At 71.9% G+C, this 17,459-nt stretch carries 16 protein-coding genes and 1 pseudogene; 7 read left to right on the plus strand and 10 right to left on the minus strand.

All coding sequences use genetic code 11. The features are described 5' to 3' along the window. Positions 1 to 56 precede the first annotated feature (56 nt). Complete coding sequence (locus AC08OV_RS08220; protein ID WP_476615349.1) at positions 57 to 446, minus strand: VOC family protein; 390 nt, start codon at positions 444 to 446, stop codon at positions 57 to 59. Between the two features lie 102 nt (positions 447 to 548). Here AC08OV_RS08220 and AC08OV_RS08225 point away from each other — a divergent pair, with 102 nt between their 5' ends. Together AC08OV_RS08225 and AC08OV_RS08230 are read left to right on the plus strand one after the other, a co-directional pair. After that, the gene (locus AC08OV_RS08225; RefSeq protein ID WP_476615348.1) at positions 549 to 1,334 is read left to right on the plus strand and encodes a TetR/AcrR family transcriptional regulator; all 786 of its coding nucleotides are present in this window, start codon (positions 549 to 551) and stop codon (positions 1,332 to 1,334) included. A 123-nt stretch (positions 1,335 to 1,457) separates the two neighbouring features. After that, the gene (locus AC08OV_RS08230; protein ID WP_476615347.1) at positions 1,458 to 2,789 is read left to right on the plus strand and encodes a DUF6986 family protein; all 1,332 of its coding nucleotides are present in this window, start codon (positions 1,458 to 1,460) and stop codon (positions 2,787 to 2,789) included. Between the two features lie 23 nt (positions 2,790 to 2,812). On the opposite strand, the gene uraH is transcribed toward AC08OV_RS08230, so the two are convergent. Beyond that, on the minus strand, positions 2,813 to 3,139 hold the full coding sequence (gene uraH / locus AC08OV_RS08235) for a hydroxyisourate hydrolase (protein ID WP_476592228.1): 327 nt from the start codon (positions 3,137 to 3,139) through the stop codon (positions 2,813 to 2,815). A 476-nt stretch (positions 3,140 to 3,615) separates the two neighbouring features. Here uraH and AC08OV_RS08240 point away from each other — a divergent pair, with 476 nt between their 5' ends. Then, positions 3,616 to 4,335: a DUF234 domain-containing protein gene (locus tag AC08OV_RS08240; protein ID WP_476615346.1), complete on the plus strand. Its 720-nt coding sequence runs from the start codon at positions 3,616 to 3,618 to the stop codon at positions 4,333 to 4,335. 79 nt (positions 4,336 to 4,414) lie between these two features. Here AC08OV_RS08240 and AC08OV_RS08245 read toward each other — a convergent pair whose 3' ends face one another. The 7 genes from AC08OV_RS08245 to AC08OV_RS08275 all read right to left on the minus strand — a co-directional run bounded on the left by AC08OV_RS08245 (position 4,415) and on the right by AC08OV_RS08275 (position 13,928). Next, on the minus strand, positions 4,415 to 5,965 hold the full coding sequence (locus AC08OV_RS08245; protein ID WP_476619502.1) for an allantoicase: 1,551 nt from the start codon (positions 5,963 to 5,965) through the stop codon (positions 4,415 to 4,417). 245 nt (positions 5,966 to 6,210) lie between these two features. Beyond that, complete coding sequence (gene allB, locus AC08OV_RS08250) at positions 6,211 to 7,572, minus strand: allantoinase AllB (protein WP_476614189.1); 1,362 nt, start codon at positions 7,570 to 7,572, stop codon at positions 6,211 to 6,213. Next, complete coding sequence (gene pucD, locus AC08OV_RS08255) at positions 7,569 to 9,914, minus strand: xanthine dehydrogenase subunit D (protein WP_476619503.1); 2,346 nt, start codon at positions 9,912 to 9,914, stop codon at positions 7,569 to 7,571. The genes allB and pucD overlap by 4 nt, the downstream gene beginning before the upstream one ends. Continuing rightward, the gene (locus AC08OV_RS08260) at positions 9,911 to 10,501 is read right to left on the minus strand and encodes a (2Fe-2S)-binding protein (RefSeq protein WP_476614185.1); all 591 of its coding nucleotides are present in this window, start codon (positions 10,499 to 10,501) and stop codon (positions 9,911 to 9,913) included. The genes pucD and AC08OV_RS08260 overlap by 4 nt, the downstream gene beginning before the upstream one ends. Continuing rightward, complete coding sequence (locus AC08OV_RS08265) at positions 10,498 to 11,385, minus strand: FAD binding domain-containing protein (protein ID WP_476614188.1); 888 nt, start codon at positions 11,383 to 11,385, stop codon at positions 10,498 to 10,500. Before AC08OV_RS08265 ends, AC08OV_RS08260 begins: the two co-directional genes overlap by 4 nt. Before the next feature lie 388 nt (positions 11,386 to 11,773). Then, a complete protein-coding gene (locus AC08OV_RS08270) occupies positions 11,774 to 13,576 on the minus strand; it encodes an adenine deaminase C-terminal domain-containing protein (RefSeq protein ID WP_476619504.1) in 1,803 nt (600 codons plus the stop codon). A 199-nt stretch (positions 13,577 to 13,775) separates the two neighbouring features. Next, on the minus strand, positions 13,776 to 13,928 hold the full coding sequence (locus tag AC08OV_RS08275; protein ID WP_476619505.1) for a hypothetical protein: 153 nt from the start codon (positions 13,926 to 13,928) through the stop codon (positions 13,776 to 13,778). A gap of 340 nt (positions 13,929 to 14,268) precedes the next feature. Here AC08OV_RS08275 and AC08OV_RS08280 point away from each other — a divergent pair, with 340 nt between their 5' ends. Genes AC08OV_RS08280 through AC08OV_RS08290 form a run of 3 tightly spaced genes read left to right on the plus strand, consistent with a single transcriptional unit; the run spans position 14,269 to position 16,672 of the window. Then, on the plus strand, positions 14,269 to 14,571 hold the full coding sequence (locus AC08OV_RS08280; RefSeq protein ID WP_476593365.1) for an urease subunit gamma: 303 nt from the start codon (positions 14,269 to 14,271) through the stop codon (positions 14,569 to 14,571). After that, positions 14,568 to 14,948: an urease subunit beta gene (locus tag AC08OV_RS08285; protein WP_476614182.1), complete on the plus strand. Its 381-nt coding sequence runs from the start codon at positions 14,568 to 14,570 to the stop codon at positions 14,946 to 14,948. Before AC08OV_RS08280 ends, AC08OV_RS08285 begins: the two co-directional genes overlap by 4 nt. Next, complete coding sequence (locus tag AC08OV_RS08290; RefSeq protein WP_476614181.1) at positions 14,945 to 16,672, plus strand: urease subunit alpha; 1,728 nt, start codon at positions 14,945 to 14,947, stop codon at positions 16,670 to 16,672. The genes AC08OV_RS08285 and AC08OV_RS08290 overlap by 4 nt, the downstream gene beginning before the upstream one ends. Here the strand turns inward: AC08OV_RS08290 and AC08OV_RS08295 are convergent. Then, positions 16,657 to 16,854, minus strand: a complete 198-nt coding sequence (locus AC08OV_RS08295) for a hypothetical protein (RefSeq protein ID WP_476614180.1) — start codon at positions 16,852 to 16,854, stop codon at positions 16,657 to 16,659. The genes AC08OV_RS08290 and AC08OV_RS08295 overlap by 16 nt on opposite strands. 204 nt (positions 16,855 to 17,058) lie before the next feature. Here AC08OV_RS08295 and AC08OV_RS08300 point away from each other — a divergent pair. Further along, positions 17,059 to 17,459 (plus strand): annotated as a pseudogene (locus AC08OV_RS08300) (hypothetical protein); the annotation flags it as partial.

The following is a 17,459-nucleotide window of genomic DNA, read 5'->3' on the forward strand; positions in this document are numbered from 1 at the left end:
CCGGCGGCGGCCTCGACCGGGTGACCTGAACCGGCCCGGTGGTGGCACCCGTGGCGCTACGCGGGACGGGGACCGTTCCAGTCGACGAGCTGGACGATCACTCCGTTGGGGTCACGGACCTGGAAGGCTCGCTCACCCCACTCCTCGGCGGTCAGCGGCATGGTGATCGTCACCTCTTCGTCCCGCAAACGGGCCAGTTCACCCTCCAGGTCCTCGACAACGAAGGCGAGGATGAGTCCGGCCGCGCGCTCGTCGCGCTGGCCCGCCGGCAGCGTGGGCAGCCCGCGACGCAGGAAGATGACGTTCAGACCGGCGTCGTCGCGGGTCAGGGAGGCGAAGCCGTCGGCGGCCATCTCCTCCCGGAAGCCGAAGTGCTCGGCGAGGAAGGCACTGGACGCGGCGACGTCGTCGACGTTCAGCGACACGGCGGAGGAGGTGATTCTCACGAACGCGCTCCCGGTTATGACGGCAACGGAATGATCAGGTCGGATCACAGTAGATCTTGTACATAGTACATTGTACTTAGTATTGAATGAGAGTGATGTCGCGTGCCCAGCGAGAGGACCAGCACCGGCGACCCGGCCCGCACCCTGGCGCTGCTGTGGCGCGACTCCGCGGCCCCGGTCACACCCCACCGCGGTCCCGCCCGCGGGCTGAGCGTGGACGCCGTGGTGGACGCGGCGATCGACCTGGCGGACCGCGAGGGCCTGGCGGCCGTGACCATGCGCCGGATGGCCCAGACCCTCGGAGTCGTCCCGATGACGCTGTACACCTACGTCCCCGGCAAGGCCGAACTGCTCGACCTGATGCTCGACACGGTGCATGCGCGGATGGAGCGTGCCGACACCGCCGGCCTGCCCTGGCGGCTACGCCTGAGCGCGGTCGCGCACGAGAACCGGGCGTTGTTCGACGCCCATCCCTGGGCGGCCACCGTCTCCACCCTGCGGCCTGCGCTCGGCCCCGGCTCCATCGGCAAGTACGAGCACGAGCTCGTCGCCCTCGACGGCCTCGGGCTCACCGACGTCGAGATGGATGACTGCCTGGCCTATCTGCTGTCCTTCGTCCAGGCGAACGCGCGAGCCACGATCGATGCGGGCGCCGCGCAGCGCGAGGGCGGCCTGGACGACGAGCAGTGGTGGAACAGCGCCGGCCCCCTGCTGGCCCGGGTGCTCGATCCGCGGGCCTATCCACTCGCCACCCGGGTCGGCACCGCGGCGGGCAGCGCGCACGGCAGCGCCCACGAACCCGACCACGCCTACCGCTTCGGACTCGACCGGGTCCTCGACGGCCTCGCCCCCCTGATCGACCGGGCCGGGACCGACCGCGGCCGCTGACCACGACAAGCCGGCATGGACAGGGCCCACGCGGACAGGGCCCACGCCGGCAGGACCCACGCCGGCAGGGGCATCCCGCCGAGGGAGGTATCCGGCGGTGTACGTGAGGCCGACACTGGGGGCATGCCGACGTTGCCGACCGATGTCGTCGCCCGTCTGACCGCCGCGCTCGCACCGATCGATACGGCGGTCATCGCTCGTCATCCCGGTGATCCGGGAACCCGTCAGCCGGTGCACACCTGCTACCTGCCCGCCGACCGGATGCGCCCGGACATCGTGCTGGTCTGGGGGGAGGCGGCCCGGGAGCTCCTGGCCGCCCACGGCACCGACCCGGCCAGGCTCGCCGCCGCCACCGGGGGCGACCCGGACCCGGTCATCGCCGAACCGGTCCACGCACACGTGCTGCACGCGCTGACCGTTGAACCGGTGCAGGATCTGCGGATCGACCTGGAGGACGGCTACGGCGTCCGGATGGACGACACCGAGGACGCCGACGCCGTCGCGGCGGCCGTCGCCCTGCGCGCCGCCGCGGCGGCGGACGCCCTGCCCGCGTCCTACGGCCTGCGGATGAAGTCGCTGGACCCGGCCGTCCGGGACCGGGGACTGCGCAGCCTGGACCTTTTCCTCACAGCGCTGGCCGGTGACGACGGCCCACCCGCCGGGTTGGTGCTGACCCTGCCCAAGGTGAGCGCCGCCGCGCAGGTCGCGGTCTTCGCCGATCTGCTCGCCGAACTGGAGCAACGCCTCGACATCGCCCCGGTGCCCTTCGAGGTGCAGGTGGAGACCCCGGCCGCGGTTCTCGCCCTGCCGGCGCTGGTCGAGACCGGTCTTGCGCTGGGCCCAGGACGCCTCGTCGGACTGCACGTCGGCACCTACGACTACTCGGCGGCTCTCGGCATCACCGCCGCACACCAGGCCAGCGACCATCCGGCGGTGGAGTACGCCACTACGCTGATGCAGCTCGTCACCGCCGGCACCGGAATCCGGGTCGCGGACGGGTCCTCGAACCTGCTGCCGATCGAGAGCCCGACGGACGCGACGGAGGGCACCGCAGCTACGGAGGGCACCGCGTCTGTCGAGGACACGGCGGGCCGAGGTGTCCACCGGGCGTGGCGGCGACACGCCGAGCTGGTGCGCCGCGCCTGGTACCGGGGCATCTACCAGGGCTGGGATCTGCATCCGGGTCAGTTGGTGAGCCGGCACGCGGCGGTGGCCGGCTGCCTGCTGGCCGGGCTCGACGAGGCGCTGGGCCGGCTTTCCTCCTACGCCACCGCGTACGCCACCGCCCGGCATCCGGGAGCGGTCGCCGACGAGCCGGCCACCGGCCGCGCGCTCGCCGGGCACGTCCTGCGGGCGCTCGACGCCGGCCTGCTGGACGACGCGAGCCTGACCGCGGCTGGTCTCGACCGGGTGACCGTCGACCGCTTCGGCGGCAGACCGGTCGCCGCGGGTTGACGACACCCAGCCATCCAGGGCGGTCAGCTCCCCCGATAGGTCGAATAACCGAACGGAGCGAGCAGCAACGGGACGTGATGATGATCCGCCGGGTCCTCGATCACGAACGCGATGGTCACCTCGGGAAAGAACGCCGAGCGGCTCGCGGTGTCGAAGACGAGCCGCCAGGGGCCTGGGATGGTCGCCGGCAGATCGGCTACCCGGCCGTCGTCGTCGGTGACGGCCTTGGTGACCGCGATCCAGCCCGTGGTCGTGCCGTCAAGGGTGCGCACCGCCCGTTCCAACCGGAGCGGCAGGCCGGCGGCTGGCCGCCCCGTGGCCGTGTCCAGGACATGGGTGGACAGGCTCACCACGCCTCCTCGGTCGCGTCCTCGGTCGCCGCGGCCCGGGTCCGGGCCTCGACCATCCCACCACCCGGGCTGACCATCCCGCCACACCGCTCCTGATCGACCGTGCCGGAGGACCGGCCCAGTGTGGTCGTGATCGACGAGGTTCCGTACCTGATGGAACGGGGCGACGCGTTCGAGGGTGTGCTGCAGCGTGCCTGGGACCGGGAACTGAGCCGGCGGCCCGTCCTGCTGGTGCTGATCGGTTCGGACCTGTCGATGATGGAGGCCTTGAGTTCGTACAGCCGACCGTTTCACCAGCGCGGGCAGGAGCTGGTCCTAGGGCCGCTCAATCCGGCGGAGGTGGGAGAGATGCTCGGCCTGGGCCCAGCGGAGGCGTTCGACGCCGCGCTGGTGACCGGGGGTCTGCCGCTAATCTGCGCCTCCTGGCGGCGGGTGACGACCTGTGGGAGTTCCTTAACGCGGAGTTGTCGAACCCGGTGTCGGCGCTGCTGGTGTCGGCGGAGCGGTCCCTGGCCGCGGAGTTCCCCGACTCGGCCAATGCCAGGGGCGTGCTCTCGGCGATCGGCAGCGGCGAACGGACGTTCACCAACATTGCCCGCGCCGCTGGAGGGCTCGCGCATACCAGTCTGACCCGGTCGATCGAGGTGCTGGCCGCCAAACTGATGGTGGTGGGGGAGCTACCTCTTTCGACACGGCCGTCGAAAGAGCGCCGGTACCGGGTCACCGATCCGTATCTGAGGTTCTGGCTGCGGTTCGTCGGCCCATATCTGCCCGAGATCGAGCGCCTGCGCGGAGACCTCACCGTCAGTCGGATCAGGGCGGGATGGACGAGTTGGCGCGGCCGAGCGATAGAACCGCTGCTGCGTCAGTCCCTCGCCCGCCTGCTCCCGGACGCGGTGCTGCCGTCGGCCCCGGCCGTCGGCGCCTACTGGAACCGCTCCAACACCGTCGAGATCGACGTCGTCGGCGCCGACCGGGAACCGGTCGCCAAGGAGCTGTACTTCCTCGGCTCTGTCAAATGGCTGGAACGCGCACCGTTCGATGACCGCGACTTGGCGGCATTGCAGAAACACCGGGCGGCGCTCACGAACCTTCCGCTGCCATTGGTCGCCATCAGTCGCAGCGGGGGTGCGGCCACCGGTCTCGCCGCATCCTACGGCCCAGCCGAACTCATCACCGCCTGGCAGCGAGGATGAAGCGAGGATAAGCAGTATTGCGCCACGGTCGTTCGGCCTAGGCGCCGGTGATCAGGCGCCGGTGATCAGGCGCCGGTGATCAGGCGCCGGTGATCAGGCGCCGGATGCGCAGGGCCGTGATCTCGGCCTGCTGACCGGCCGCGATGCGCAGCTCGTCCGCGGGATCGTTGTCCAGCCGTGCCCGTAGCAGGGCGAGCATCTCCTCCGCGTCGCGGCCCGCCGCTCGGACCAGGAAGATGTAGCCGAAGCGCTCCTCGTAGGCCGCGTTCCCCTGCTCGAAGGCCGCCCTGAGCTCCGCCGTTGCCCGGTCCATCGCCGCCTGCTCCCGTCGGGGGGCGTCGAGGGACACCACGGTCGCTCTCGCCGTGGTGGGCGGGGCGGGCGTGTGGGCCGGGCGCTCCCCGATCCGGGGATGCGCGGTGAACGCCTCCAGCCAGGCCGATTCGGGCAGGTTCCACCATTCCTGCTCAGCGGCCGGCAGCAGGGCCGCGAGGGTCCCGAAGGGCCGACGGGCCGCCACGGCCGCGGCCCAGTCCTCGGACTCGCAGCAGGCCAGCAGCTCCTCGCGAGCCGCGTCCGGGGACAACGCGTCGAACCAGCGCATCGCGAGCGCCTCCCGCCCGACGGGCGTCGGAGCGCCGGTGAGCCGCAGCCTCGCCAGCCCGCCGTCGGGTATCGCGTCGACCCGCACGTGGGTGGCCTGGATCGGGACCTCGAGGTCGAAAAGGTGACGGGTGTTCGGCTGCACCCGGGTCCGCGGCAGCATCGGGTACCACTCGGTGATCGCAGTGACGTCGTCGGGATCAAGAAGGTCGGGGTTGTCCGCCGCCCAGAGGGCCACCGCCCGGGGCGCGTTGCCGCGGAAGTGCCGGGTGTCGACCTCGGCCCGCACGATCGTGCCCTGCGTCGCGAGCCGGACCACCGCCCAGTCGTGGCCGTCCCCACGGCGCCGCCGGGTCTCCCAGCCCTCCCCCATCGCCCGGGCCTCACCCGAGGCGTTCAGGTTGTGGCGGTCACCGTAGTGCATGTCGCTGGCGGCCACCACGACGCCGCCCAGGTAGGCGGCGGCGAGATCGGAGGTGACCCGGTCGAACATCCGGGGATCCGGCACCACCGTGCCATGCACGCGCAGCCGGGCGACTCCGCCATCCGGGTGGATGGTCAGGCGCAGATGGGTGATGCGGGTCCGGCCCTGATCAGCCACCGGCAACACGTTGACCGCGTCCGGCGCGATCGGCGTCCGCGGCACCAGCGGGACCCAGGCCACGGGCTCCTCGGCGACCTCCGCCGCGGAGGGATACCCGGGCAGGGTGGCGCCGTGCACCTCGACGGCCCCGGGAGCGTTGCCGGTGAAGTGGGTGGTGTCCACGGTCACCGCGTGGGCGATGCCGGGTGAGCCCAACCGGATGATGGCCCAGTCGGATCCGGGAAGATCCCGCCGCCGACGGGTCTCCCAACCGTCGGTCCACTGGCCCCGTTCGGTGAACACGCCCGGCCGCACGATCGGCGGTTCGGGCAGCAGCATCCGTTCGGCGAACGCGAAGAACTCGTCGTTGACGGCCACGACCGTACCGCCGAAACGGGCCGCCGCGAGATCGACAAGATTCGTCAGGTCGGGCGCGTCGCTCATCGGGTCCTTCCATGGGGTCAACCGGCCGTACGAAACCGGGCCGTTCACGTGTCGTCGGGTGGCCGCACGGCCCGTCACCACCGTGCGGACCGGATCAGGTCGGACGGGACGACGTGTTAGCGGGGCGCAAAGCGTACTTCGGGCCTGCTCCCTCGGGCATGGTCCGCGTCGGTGGGTGCATCGGATCACATCCGTGGGGAGGGCTCCGGTACGCCGGACGGTCCCGTGGCCCGGCCGGGTAATGCCTACCTCTCTAATAGCCGCCCCCGCGGGGGACGATCCCCGTCCGCTCGCCACCCCCGCAGATAGGTCGCCCGCACCACCCCGTTCAACACGCGTCCGGCATAGGGGGTGAGCGGGTGGCGATGCCGCAGCATCGAGGGCTCCACCAGGAACGACGCATCCGGGTCAAAGACCACCAGATCGGCGTCGGCGCCGATCGCGATGCGCCCCTTGCCGGCCAGTCCTACCAGGTCGGCCGGTCCGGCGCACATCCAACCGACGACGTCGGTGAGGGTGTGCCCCCGCGCCCGGGCCTGAGTCCAGACCGCGGGTAGCCCGATCTGGACAGACGCGATGCCACCCCACGCCGCCGCGAAATCACCGGTGTCGAGCTGCTTCAACGCGGGAGTGGACGGCGAATGATCAGTGACGATCCCGGCGAACAGGCCCTGGGACACCCCGTCCCACAACCGGTCCAGATTCCTGCTGTCCCGGATGGGAGGTGCGCACTTGAAGACGGTGGCTCCGTCGGGGACCTCCTCGGCCGTGAAGGTCAGGTAGTGCGGGCACGTCTCCACGGTCATCGGCAACCCCGCGTCCCGCGCCGCGAGCACGTCGTCGAGGGCATCGGCCGCCGCCAGATGCAGCACGTGCAGGCGGGCACCGGTGGCGGCGGACAGCGCCGCCAGCGCGGCCACGGCCTCGGTCTCCGCGGCCGGCGGGCGCGACGCCAACCAGCTGGCGAAGGCCCGCCCCACGGTGGGAGGTGCCACGGCGAGAACGGAGGGCGCCTCGGCGTGCACGACGGTGAGGGCCCCCATCCGGGCGGTACGCCGGGCGGCGGCCCCGAGGACGTCCATCGAGACGTGCGGGAACTCCTCGACCCCCGACGGGGCCAGGAAGGCCTTGAATCCGAAGACCCCGGCGCCGTGCAGGGCGGCCAGATCATCGAGGTTGCGGGCGTCGGCACCGATGATGCCGCCCCAGAAGCCGACGTCAACGGCAACCTGGCCGGCCGCCACCGCGCGTTTGGCGGCCAGCGCGGCGAGCGAGGTCGTCGGCGGAACAGAGTTCAGCGGCATGTCGATGATCGCGGTGACACCGCCGGCCGCGGCGGCCCGGGTCGCGGTCGCGAACCCCTCCCACTCGGTCCGCCCCGGTTCGTTGATGTGCACATGGGAGTCGACCACGCCGGGAAGCAGAGCCAGGTTGCCGAGGTCCGTGACCAGGGTCCCGGGAGGGGTCTCGTCCGCGGCGGTGATCGCGGTGATCCGGCCGCCCGCGACGTGCACGGCTGCCGGGCGCTCGCCCCCGGGCAGCACGACCCGCCGTGACCGTAGCACCTGTGGCCGCTCCGGCAGGACGTCCGCGGTGGGCTCGTTCATGCCGCCGGAACACCTTGTCCCGGCGTCGTCGGGGGCCCGGTCGTCGGGGGGATGGTCGTCGGGGGGATGGTGACGAGGTCCTCGGGTCGCACCGGAACGCGCCGCAGGTCCCGTCCGACGGCGGCCCGGATCGCCGCGATGATCGCCGGGGTCGCGGTACAGGTAGGCGCCTCCCCCACGCCCTTCACCCCGTAGGGCGCATCCGGCTGCGGATGGGTGACGGCGACGAAGTCGAGGTCCGGGACGTCGGCGATGGTCGGCAGCAGATAGTCGTGAAACGTGGGGTTGACCACCACCCCGTCCACCGTGACCAGCTCCTCCATGACGGCGAGGCCCAGCCCCTGGGCAGTGCCCCCCTCGACCTGACCACGCAGCGCCAGGGGGTTGAGCACCGTACCGCAGTCCTGGGCCAGCGCCATCGACACAACCCGCACGAGACCGAGGTCCACATCGACATCGACGACCGCGCGGTGCGCCGCGGCGGCGAAGGCCACGTGCGGATCGCCCTGTCCGTCGGCGTCCAGCGCGGAGGTACGCCGGTGGTGGAAGGTGTACTCCGCTTCAATCGGCCCGTCGGCCAGCGCCTCGGCGAGCGGGACCCGCAGCCCGGCCTCCACCCCGACGATCTCCCCGGCGTTGATGGTCAGCGTCCGTCGAGGTGCCTCGACGACCTCCGCGGGCAGTCCCACGGTGCGGGCGACCCGGGCGAGCAGGCGATCGGCGACCGCGGCGCAGGCTCCGCGCACGGCGCCTCCGCTCATCCAGGTCTGCCGGGACGCGCTGGTCGATCCGGCACTGCCGACCGCGGTGTCCGCAGGCGCCAGCACAACCTGTTCGACGCCGAGCTCGGTGCGGGCGATCTGCCCCGCGATCGTCACGAATCCCTGGCCCACCTCGGCACACGCGCTGTGCAGCCGGGCCCGCACCGTTCCGTCTTCAGCCAGCTCCAGGCGGGCACGGGCGACGGAGGAGTCGTCCATGCCCTCCGAGAAGAGCAGGTTCTTGTAGGCCAGGGCGTAGCCGACCCCCCGACGGACCCGGCCCGGTTCGGCCGCGGCCGGTCGGCCGCCGGGCAACGCGGTCACCGCGACATTCGCCGGCATCGCCGGCGGGAGCGGACGCGAGGCCACCGCCTCGATGACCTCCCGCGCCGGCAGCGGTGCGCCCATCACCTGACCGGTGGGCAGCACATCCCCCGGTCGGACGGCATTGCGGACGCGCAGGCCCACCGGATCCATGCCGAGGGCGTCGGCCAGCCGATCCATCTGGGCCTCGTGACCGATGGTCACCTGCGGCACCCCGAACCCCCGCATGGCGCCGCACGGGGGGTTGTTCGTCCGCACGACGACTCCGTGCAGGTGGGCGTTCGGGACCCGGTACGGACCCGCGGCATGGGTGACCGCGTTCGCCAGCACCGCCGGCGAGGACGACGCGTAGGCACCGCCGTCCAGCACCAGCCGCGCCCGCACGCTGACCAGGCCCCCGTCGGTGGTGGCGCTGTGCTGGAACCACATCCGGGCCGGATGCCGGTGCGGATGGCCCAGGAAGGACTCGACCCGGTCGTAAGCGATCCGCACCGGAAGCCCCGTAACCCGGGCGAGCAGGGCGCCGTGGATCTGAAGGGTGACGTCCTCCCGGCCGCCGAAGGCACCCCCCACACCGGCCAGGGTGAGCCGGACGAGCTCCTCCGGGAGACCGAGGCAGGCCGCAATCTGCTCCCGGTCCGAATGCAGCCACTGGGTCGCCACCCGCATGTCCACCCCACCATCGGCGGCCGGCATCGCCAGGGCCGCCTCAGGAGCGAGAAACGCCTGGTCCTGCATCCCGACGAGGTAGTGGTCCTCGACCACCACCGGGCCGAGCGCGTCGGGATCGCCGTGGCGCAGCTCGATCTCGCGGTACAGGTTGCCCGCCGGATGCAGCGGCTCGGCATCCGGCTGCCATACCCGGTCGGGGTCGGTCGAAGGTGCCAGCGGCTCGTAGCCCACCTCGATCGCGGCGAGCGCCCGGCGCGCGGTCCGGACGTCGACCGCGGCCACGGCGGCGACCGGTTCCCCCGCGTACCGGACCTCGGTCGCGGCGAACACCGGCTGGTCGGCGACGATCAGCCCGTAGGTGGCCGTGCCGGGGACGTCGGCGGCGGTCACCACCCCCACGACGCCGGGCAGCCGGCGCGCGGCGTCGACGTCGACGCGCCGGATCCGCGCCCGGGCATGGGGCGATCGCAGGGTGCGGGCGTGCACCATCCCCGGAACACGCAGATCACCAACGTAGGAGAAGCTACCGGTCACCTTGTCCGGCCCGTCCGGACGACGCACCGGACGACCGATCCCCGGACTCATCGGCCCACCCCCCGGCGGGGCGAAGCAGGTGTATCCCCCGAAGGCAGGGTGCCCCGCTCAGCCTGCACTGTTCTGATGGCAGCGAGTATCCGGCCGTAACCGGTGCACCGGCAGATGTTGCCGGCCAACGATTCCCTGATCTCCTCCTCGTCCGCACCCGGCCGCCGGGTGAGCAGGTCCGTCACCGCGACCACGAACCCTGGGGTGCAGAAGCCGCACTGCACGGCACCCTCCTCGAGGAACGCCGCCCGCACGGCCCTGGCGGGTCCCGCCGTCCTCAGACCGGTAACGGTGATCACCTGGGCGTCGTCGGCGTCCGCGGCGAGCACCGTGCAGGACGCCACCAACCGGCCGTCCAGGAGAACGGAGCAGGCACCGCAGCGCCCCTGCTCGCACGCGTCCTTCACCGAGGTCACCCCGATGACGTCCCGCAGGACGGTGAGCAGGGAGTCCCCGATCCAGGCGCCGGCCACCGTGTGCAGGAAGCCGTCGACATGGAGGTGATACGGCGCGACGACACCGTCGTCCGGCCAGGACGACCCGGCCGGCGGTCCGGCCGGGACCTCCCCCGCGAAACGGGCGGTCATGGCCGGGCGTCCCGCTCGGCTCCAGGGTCCACCGGCGCCCCCGCGGCCTCCAGGCATCGGGTGAACGCCCGGGCGGCCAGCACACCGGCAGCATGCCGGCGGTAGTCGGCGGAGACCCGCGGACCCGCCGCGAGCTCCGGCCCGGCCCGCGAGACCGCCTCGCTCACCAGCTCACCGAACCGGCGGGCCGCCGACGAGGACGCAGCCCCTGCGGACCAGTCCACCTCGTCGTGTGCGAACCGCTCGGCGACGGTCATCCGGATCGGCAGCCGACCCACCCCCCCGACCGCGCAGGCCAGTCGATGGCGCATCCGGTCAACGAGGACGGCGCACGACACCAACGCCTGGTAGGCGGCCTGCCTGCCCCCGATCTTGAGATAGCTCTGCGGTCCGGCCGGCCGCGGCAGCCTTACCGCGGTGACCAGGGCGTCGGGGGCGAGCCCGTCGGCGAGGAACGCGGGCAGTGTCATCCGGCCGGGTCCGCGCGGCGAGGCCACGAGGATCTCGGCGTCCGCGGCGGTGAGGAAGGTGAGCAGGTCACCGGTGGGACGTGCCGAGCCCAGCGCGCCACCGACCGTGCCGAGGTTGCGGATCTGCGCGGAACCGACCACCCGGGCGGCGAGGGCGAGGCCAGGCGACAGTGACCAGCCCGCGAGGTCGGTGTAAGTCACGCCCGCGCCGACGGTGAGCGAGTCCGCCCCGGCGCCGCGGACCCGCAGTTCCAGAACCCGGCGCAGGGCGACTACCGCCCCCGGCCGACGCTCGCCGGACCGGAGTGCGGGGACGAGATCGGTGCCGCCGCCCAGCAGATCGACCGCCCTGCCGGCGTCACGGGCGGTGGCCAGCATCTCCACTGCCTCCCCGACCGTGCGTGGACGGAACATGACGGCCGTCGCACCGCTAGTCGTCACAGCGGCCTCCCCCGCCCGATCCGACCAGTGGTCCGACCAGTGGGAGGAAGCACGGGAGGGGACGACGCGGGAAGCCGGCCGGCGGTCCGGGGGTCGGGCAGGCAGGCGGACGAACGCTGCATGAGAACCGACCATAACGGCGGAAGGTTACGTGGATGTTCATCGAGACGGACGCTCAGTGACGTAGTTCTGATCTTGCTTGGCGGCGGCGTTCATCACCTCACCTGCGCTATCTCACCTGCGTTATCGCCAGCTTCCACCCGCACCGACCCAGGCCGACACCCCCACCGTCACCCAGCGTTACCTTACCGATGCTGGCACGAACTGCGGAGAGGGAGGCGACAGGTTTGAGGTGGACATGTCAGGGCCGGGTGTAGAGGGCGCAGCCCCATCCGGCCAGCGTGCGCAGCGGGAACGGCAGCCGGCAGCCGAGATCGGCTGCAGCCGTGTCCACCGCGGCCAGCTCTCCCAGCACCGCCTCCCAGGGCGCGTCACTCATCACCCCGAGCAGGGGCAGCGCGCACGCCGCCCGCACCCAGCCCTGGTCGACCACCACATAGCCCCCGCCCATGCCCTCGAGGGCCCGGGCGGCGGTCACCATGTCGTCGTCCCGTGCCCCGACGACGATCAGATGCCCCGGCGGCTCCGCCGTCGTGACCGCGAGCGCGCCCCGGGTCAGCCCGCACCCGCGGAGCATCCCGACGTCGATCTCGTCCGAGGAGCCGTCCCGACCGAAAATTGCGATCTTGAGAAGGTCCCGGGACGGATCGGCCACCGCCCAGCCGTCCCGCAGGGTGGGTTCCACCCGCACGGTACGGAGCCCACGCGGGCGGGAGAGGTCGGAGACCTGACCCGTCCCGGTCATCCGCAACGCCCGCGCTGATCCATCGACGGGCGGCGCCGTCCCCGGGTCGCGAGGGGGATCGACGCTCACCACGACCACACTGGCATCTTGCCGGTGGGACCGTCGCAGGCCGGGGGATGTGAAGGAGCCGGCGTGCAGGTTCGCCGGGAGTCGTGTCCGGCCGGTGGCCCAGGCGGGCGAGATGTCGAGGTTGTCGAACAGGGGTCGGCCGCATTCCGCGGCAATCCGGCCACCCGCCACCACCACATCGGGCGGCGCGGTTCCGGCCAGGGAGGAGACGACCTGGAGATCGGCGAAGCGGGTGGGCGCGATCGACCCCAGGGTGGGTTCCAGATCGTGCCTGCGGGCGGGGAGCAGGGAGAACCGCCGGATGGCGTCGATCTGGCCCATCCCCCGACCGACCGCAAGTCGCACGTCGTGATCGAGATGCCCGACCGTGGCGAGCTCCGCGACCGATCTGGCCCTGCCCCGGACCGGCTCGGCCCCGCTGTCGGCCGCCCGCAGCAGACCGCCGGCCTCCGTGGCGGACGACTTGACGGGCGCCGCCCCTACCGAGGACAGCGCGGTCAGCGCGGAGGCGGGCGGTATCGGAGGCACCTCGACGACCGGGGCGGCGGGCGCCCCGGTCCCGGGAACCTGCCCCGCTCGGACCAGCACCCGCAACGGGGTCAAGGATCCCGTCACCAGATCCACACCGCGCAGACCGCCCAGCGCGACCAGGACGGCCGGGTCGGTCACCAGAGTGACGGTTCCCCGCGGGACGATCAGGCGAGCCAGTTCCCCCGGAGTGAGCAGCGTCTCCTCGACGCGCAGGCCGGCGTCGACATAGGCCGGCAGGACGAATCTGCCGGCGGCGTCGAGCGAGCGCCGGCCCGCCAACGTTCCCGGCTTCGTGACCGCGGCGATGTAGCACCCCACGATCAGGATGTCCCGCGCGGCCACGGCACCGCTGTGGACGGCGACGACGAGCCCACCGCGTACGACGAGGTCGGCCTCCTCCTCACCCGCGGCAACCCGACGCAGTCGAGCGAGCTGTGCCTCGGACGGACGCAGCAGGTCCGCGCCGACCACGGGTACCTGACCGGTCGGACCAGTAGCCGCCGCCGGATCACGCGGGTCAGCCGCAGGAGCGGTGGTGGAGGAGGTCGTGTTCGACGCCGCCGTGCGGGCCGGGGTCGCCGATCGGTGGGGCGTGGCAGACGCCGATCGGTGGGGCGTGGCAGAGGAGACGGTCGGCTGGGGCGCCCGTCCGGACACCGTCATCAGCCGGAGTCCCCAACTGGAGCGTTCGGCGTTCATGGCGGCCTCTCGTCTGCCAGTCAGCACCGAGGCTGCACCCGATGGCGGCACGCCCGGAAGGGGATCACGTATGACCAACGGCGAAATCACCCCCATTACTTCCTTTGCTCCAGAACAAGCCGGGTGCCCCCGGAGCCGGCGGACCAGCACCGCCCGCCGGGAGGGCGGCGATGGCGTGATTGTTGTTTGCCACGTGTCATTACCCGCCATGCGCCGGAGCCGGCCGGTAACGCAGGTGGAACACCATGTTGACCAGAGACGGGAAGAACACGGCGATCCCGGCGATCATGCCGGCCGCGGCACGGCGCCGCCCGAAGACCAGTGCGAGCAACCGAACCCCTGTCAGTCTCATTCCGGGCACACCCCCACCTGCCGGTCGGTCCGACCGGCCCGAGCGGTTCCCCGGACGTTAGAAAGGAGGCGTATCGGTCCCATCGCGCCCGGATGAATTACCAGTAACTCCATTCTTGCTGTTGACGGAACCACACTCCCGCGGCGTCCCCGGCAATATCGGGACGGAAACCTGGACGAAACTTTTCTTGGGTTTCGGGAGTGTCGCCGTTCACCTGACCGTCACATTGCACCCCGATATGCCCGACGAGCATCGGGGCCGGAGCGTCACCGGCATGTCGTGGACCGCGCCGAACCGAACCGGGCCGACGGCATTCCCCGGCCTGCTAGGCTTCGCATTCGTGCTGCTGAGCCCCCATGAACAGGAACGACTGCTGATCCATGTGGCGGCCGGGCTCGCCCGTGAACGGCGAGCCCGTGGGCTGCGGCTGAACCATCCCGAAGCGACCGCGATCATCACCTCGTTCCTGCTAGAGGGCGCGCGGGACGGTCGCAGCGTCGCGGACCTGATGAGCGCCGGGCGAACCGTGCTCACCCGGGATGACGTCATGGAGGGTGTGCCGGAAATGCTCGGCGAGGTGCAGGTCGAAGCCACCTTCCCGGACGGCACCAAGCTGGTCACCGTCCACCGGCCGATCCCGTGATCCCCGGGGAGATCCTGACCGGCGACGATCCCGTCGAGATCAACGCCGGACGCCCGGTACGCACGGCGCTGGTCCGTAACACGGGCGACCGGCCGGTGCAGGTCGGCTCGCACTACCACTTCGCCGCGGCGAACCCCGCTCTCGACTTCGACCGGGCTAGTGCCTGGGGCCACCGGCTCGCGGTGCCCGCCGGCACCGCGGTCCGCTTCGAGCCCGGCGTGGAACGCGAGATCGAGCTGGTGCCGCTGGCCGGCACCCGGGTCGTGCCGGGCCTGCGGCCGGAATCGGCCGGCCCGTTGGACGCAGCGAGCGGCACCCGGATTGCGGACACCGCGACGATCGAGGACATACCAGGCTTTCAGGGAGAGGGTTCGTGAGCCGACTCGACCGCCCCCGCTACGCGGCGCTGTACGGCCCCACGGCCGGCGACCGTATCCGGCTCGCGGACACCGACCTGTTCATCGAGGTAACGGAGGACCGCAGCCGCGGGCCGGCGGGCACCGGGACCGGCGACGAGGCTGTCTTCGGGGGCGGCAAGGTCATCCGTGAGTCGATGGGACAGTCCCTGGCGACCCGCGCCGAGGGTGCGCCCGACCTCGTCATCACCGGTGCCGTCGTTCTCGACCACTGGGGTGTGGTCAAGGCCGACGTCGGGATCCGCGACGGCCGGATCGTCGCACTGGGTAAGGCTGGCAACCCGGACACGATGGACGGCGTCCATCCCGACCTGGTGATCGGGCCCGGCACCGAGATCATCGCCGGTAACGGAAAGATCCTCACCGCCGGCGCGGTGGACTGCCACGTCCATCTGATCTGCCCACAGCAGGTTCCGGAGGCGCTGGGCGCCGGCATCACCACGCTGATCGGCGGCGGCACCGGCCCGGCCGAGGGCACGAAGGCGACGACGGTGACGCCCGGATCCTGGAACCTGGCGCGGATGCTGTCCGCGCTGGACGACTGGCCGGTCAACGTCGTCCTGCTCGGCAAGGGCAACACGGTCAGCGACGAGTCGATGTGGGAACAGCTGCGCGCCGGGGCGGCCGGCTTCAAGCTGCACGAGGACTGGGGGACGACGCCGGCCGCGATCGACGCCTGCCTGCGGGTCGCCGACGCCGCCGGCGTCCAGGTTGCGCTGCACTCCGACACCCTGAACGAGGCCGGCTTCGTCGAGGACACGCTGGCCGCCATCGCCGGCCGGGCGATCCATGCGTACCACACCGAGGGGGCCGGCGGCGGGCACGCCCCGGACATCATCACGGTCGCGGCCGCCGGCAACGTGCTGCCGTCATCGACGAATCCGACCCGCCCGCACACCGTTAACACCCTCGACGAGCACCTCGACATGCTGATGGTCTGTCACCATCTCAACCCCAGCGTGCCCGAGGACCTGGCCTTCGCCGAGAGCCGGATCCGGCCGTCGACGATCGCCGCCGAGGACATCCTGCACGACCTGGGCGCGATCTCGATGATCGGTTCGGACTCGCAGGCGATGGGCCGGATCGGCGAGGTCGTCCTGCGTACCTGGCAGACCGCGCATGTGATGAAGCTCCGGCGCGGGTCCCTGGCCGGCGACAATCGGGCCGACAACGCCCGGGCCCGGCGCTACATCGCCAAGTACACGATCTGCCCGGCGGTGGCGCACGGCCTGGACGCAGAGATCGGCTCGGTGGAGCCTGGCAAGCTCGCCGACCTGGTGCTGTACGACCCAGCGTTCTTCGGGGTGCGGCCGTCACTGGTCCTCAAGGGCGGGTTCATCGCCTGGGCCGCGATGGGCGATGCGAACGCCTCCATCCCGACCCCGCAGCCGGTGCTGCCCCGACCGATGTGGGGAGCCGCCCGTGGTCCGGCCGCCGCGTCGTCGTTGGCCTTCGTCGCCCCGGCGGCGATCGAGGACGGGCTGCCCGGACGGCTGGGGCTCGCCACCCCGGTGGTGCCGGTCGCGGATGTGCGCCGCCGCGGCAAGACGGATCTTCCCGAGAACACCGCGACACCGGACATCCGGGTGGACCCGGACACGTTCACCGTCACGGTGGACGGTGAGGCGATCGAGGCGGATCCGGTGAGCGAACTCCCAATGGCCCAGCGCTACTTCCTGTTCTGACGGCGGCTGTCCTTATGATCGCTCCTGCTGTGGGATCCGGAGCGTTCGCACTCCCACTCGTGGTCGTCGTCGTCCCATTCGGCGTAGTAGCCGGCCTGGCAGCGGGGCTTGGGCGGCCGGTCCTGGCCGCAGGAGGTCAGAACGGGAGACAGTGCGACCGCCACCAGCGTCACACCGGTCACGCGGGCGCGTGGGCGTCCGCGTCTCGACCGTGATCCAGACCATGATCCAGGCATCTCCCACCTCTTTCGGGATCCGCTTTCGGGGTCCGCCGAAGGGCTCCCGCGGAACGGGATGCCATCGCCGGCCTTGCTCGCATGATTCGGCGCTCGCGTGATCCGGCATCGACCGCCGGCGGCGAACTCTTCCACACCAGGGTGGGCAGCATGACGGACTTGTCGTCCGAACGACGGATGGACTTCGACCACACGACACCCGGTCATGACGGCGGAGCCTCGTGTGACAGCGATATCGCAGGTGAGGGCGATATCGCACGGGACGGCGGGACCGGGGACGAGGCTGGTCCGACCGGGCGATCCGGACGGCGGGCGACGCTGCTGGTCCTCGCGGACGGCCGGATGCCCACGGGAGGTCACGCCCACTCGGGCGGTGTCGAAGCCGCGGTGACGGACGGGAGTCTGGCAAACCTGGCCGACCTGGCGGTGTTCCTCGTCGGACGGCTCACCACGACCGGCCTGGTCGCCGCGGCCTTCGCGGCCGCGGCCTGCCGGGCCGGCACGCAGCCAGGTCCCGCGACGCGGGCGCCACGCACCGACCACGTCCCCGC

It is taken from the genome of Frankia sp. CeTa3Moorea, from assembly GCF_978021225.1.